Source organism: Oleiphilus sp. HI0061, assembly GCF_001635675.1.
In genome coordinates, this window is record NZ_LWFE01001325.1 from 1 (window position 1) to 3,099 (window position 3,099).

The following is a 3,099-nucleotide window of genomic DNA, read 5'->3' on the forward strand; positions in this document are numbered from 1 at the left end:
GTCCGTTACGAGAGCGATGGCTCGCTAGATTCAAGCTTTGGCGATAACGGAATAGTGACTACTGATATAGGCGGACTATCTAACGTTGCCTACCATGTCGCAACCCAAAGTGACGACAAGATTATTGTTGCGGGAACAGGCGATGGAGACGATTCGTCAACATATAGCAACTTCATAGTTGCCCGTTACAACACCAATGGCACACTCGACACCACATTTGAAGGCGATTCTGGTTCAGCCAATGGAATTCTAAGCTTCGATAGAAATGTCGGCGCTGATCATGTATTCGGCCTCTCAGTTTTATCAGACGATAATATTCTACTGCACGCTTATAACTTCCCGACCGATGGCATTACACTTATCAAGCTAAACGAAGATGGTTCACTGGATACTGATTTCGATGGAGACAGCGGCACGGGAAATGGAATTGTTGCGACAGGCCTATTGCAAGCCTCCTTCCATTTCTACAGCTCAACAATGGCGGTACAAGATGATGGTAAAATCTTAGTCACTGGCAATGAAGTTACTACCAATAATTTCTTAGTTGCACGCTTTAATCCAGATGGAACACTTGATACGACATTCGACGGCGATTCAGGCACTGGAAACGGCGTAATTACCATTGACAGCGGTTTCACAGACCGTGGAATGTCCATAGCTGTCGAATCAAGTGGCGATATATTAATCTCAGGACATTCTGTAACCGCATCTTCTTTTGATTACACAACTATTCGACTAAATTCGGATGGAACATTAGATACTGCGTTTGATGGTGAAACTGGGACAGGCAATGGTATTGTAATCAATAATATTAATGCGGCCGACTTTGTTAGTTCTTCGGCAATACAAATTGACGGAAAACTACTTGTCGCAGGCTCGTCCTCGAACGAATCTGATATTTCTATCATTCGGTTACTAGCAGATGGAAAATTGGACACTAGTTTCAACAATACAGGCCTACAAACTCTCAATTTAGGAGGAATCGAACAAGCCTACTCCTTATCAATTGATTGTGAAAACCATGCCATCGTTGGCGGCACAATAAACAATGACTTTGGCATTACAAGGCTTGATCTGGGCCTAAACCATCCGCCAACCGGCTCTGACGGGTCAATTACGGCCAATGAGGGAGGAATCTACCACTTTAATGCGTCTGATTTTGGATACTCTGATGAAGACCTAGACAATCTAGTGCGTATCAGTATTGAATCGCTTCCAGCTAGTGGAACCTTGTTTGTCGATCTAAACGATAATGGTACCAATGATGGCAGTAGTGAAGCCTTAGCAGCGCAAGATACAGTCGCTATAAGTGATATCGATGCTGATAGGCTTAGTTATCTTCCAATTGGAATTAACGACTCAACTTTTTCCTTCACCGTAAACGACGGCACAAACGCCAGCTGTACTTCAAACAACATGGCCTTATCTATCAATCCTAGGCCAACAGTGACGATTGAGCAGGCTAGCACTCAAGAAGATCCAAGCAATATCGCTTCAGTAATCTTCACTATCACTTTTAGTGAGCCAATAACCGGCTTCAGCAACACCGATATTGTACTAAGCGGCACGGCTAACCCATCTACAGCGGTATTAAGTGAAGTAAGCCCAAATAACAACACGACCTATCAATTAACTGTTCTTGGCATGACAAGTAATGGCTCCGTCATAGCAACCATACCTGAAAACTCAGTTTTTGATTCAGGCGGAGCTCAGAACCAAGCCTCAACCAGTAACGATAATTCGGTCAATGTAGTCATAGATGCAGACAATGATGGTGTTTTAGATGATTCTGACAACTGCCCGTCTATCTCTAACCCTGCTCAATCTGACGGCGATGGAAACGGTATCGGTGATGCTTGTGACTCTCCAATCACAGTAGAAGGTGGTGGTTCCATTGATATCATACTTCTTTGCTTACTATCGATATTTGCATTGGCTCAATCAAAAAGCTTCAAACAGCATATACGATTCCTGCCACGCTCTCTGAACAGCCTCGCTGTCGGCTTTGCTTTAATCCATTTATCCCTTTCTCCCAGCTTATCTGAAGCATCAGAAAGCCCCTTGACTAGCTTAAACAGACTCTATATCAACAGCGCATTGGGGTTGTCGTATACAAGTACAGACTTAAATGAGTTTGACCAGCAGCTTCAATCAAACGGTTTAGATGCCAAAGCTATTGATGAGAACAGCGAGCGCTTAGGTTGGCGTTTTGGGCTTGGTTATGAGCTGAACAACAATTGGGCATTGGAGCTTAACTATCTTGATCTTGGAGAAGTTGATATCAAGTTTGAAGGCGCCTATACCGACAGTGAAAGCTTCTTCAACGCCGTCAAAAAGATACATCCCGAATCTGGTGCAGGCTGGGAGATTTCAGGTTCATACAGGCAAACATTCCTAGATAGGTTTAGCGCTTTTGCCAAGGCAGGTATTTTCTCTTGGCAAGGGAGCTACGATGCATCTCAATTTGGATCTAATCAAGGAGAGCACAAGACTAGCGGTTCAAGCTTTTCCTATGGCATCGGAGCGGGATCTAAAATAACTGATAACTGGCAATTAGATGCGCAGCTAGAACGCTTCGAGCTGGATAACGATAGTTCTTATCTAGCTTCAGTCAGTCTTAAGTACCGCTTTGATGATGCTGTCAAACTGGCCGATCAGACTTCTGCTGAGCCGGTTCTAACCGTCAAACCACCTATAGAAGAGATAACTAAACCAACTGTCAAAACAACCAAGCTGAAAACCAGCGTGGCAGCCATATCCACCTCCTTCCTAGTAGATCTTAAGTTTAGAGAGGATATAGCTAAGGTCTCGCCATCTCATTATGACTCTCTAGCTTCACTCGCAGATTTTATGAGGAAACACCCTAATACTGATGTAACCATTGAGGGGCACGCAGACAAACACGAGAAAGAGGCTGAACGCCTGTCTTTGGAGCGAGCCAAGGCCATCAAAGCCTACCTGATAAACCAGCTTGGAGCCAAACCTGAACGCTTGAGCATTAAAAGCTATGGAAGCCAAAAACCAGTTTCCTCAGAAACAAAGTACTCAAGCTTGAACAGACGAGTAGTAATCAAAGCAGGAGGCGATCGTTAGATTATG

1 protein-coding gene is annotated in these 3,099 nt (G+C 44.1%); it reads left to right on the forward strand.

Annotation, left to right across the window (positions count from 1 at the left end):
• Positions 1-3,093: OmpA family protein (locus A3735_RS20925; protein ID WP_156499800.1), on the forward strand; the 3,093-nt coding region annotated here is incomplete at its 5' end.
• Between the last annotated feature and the right edge of the window lie 6 nt (positions 3,094-3,099).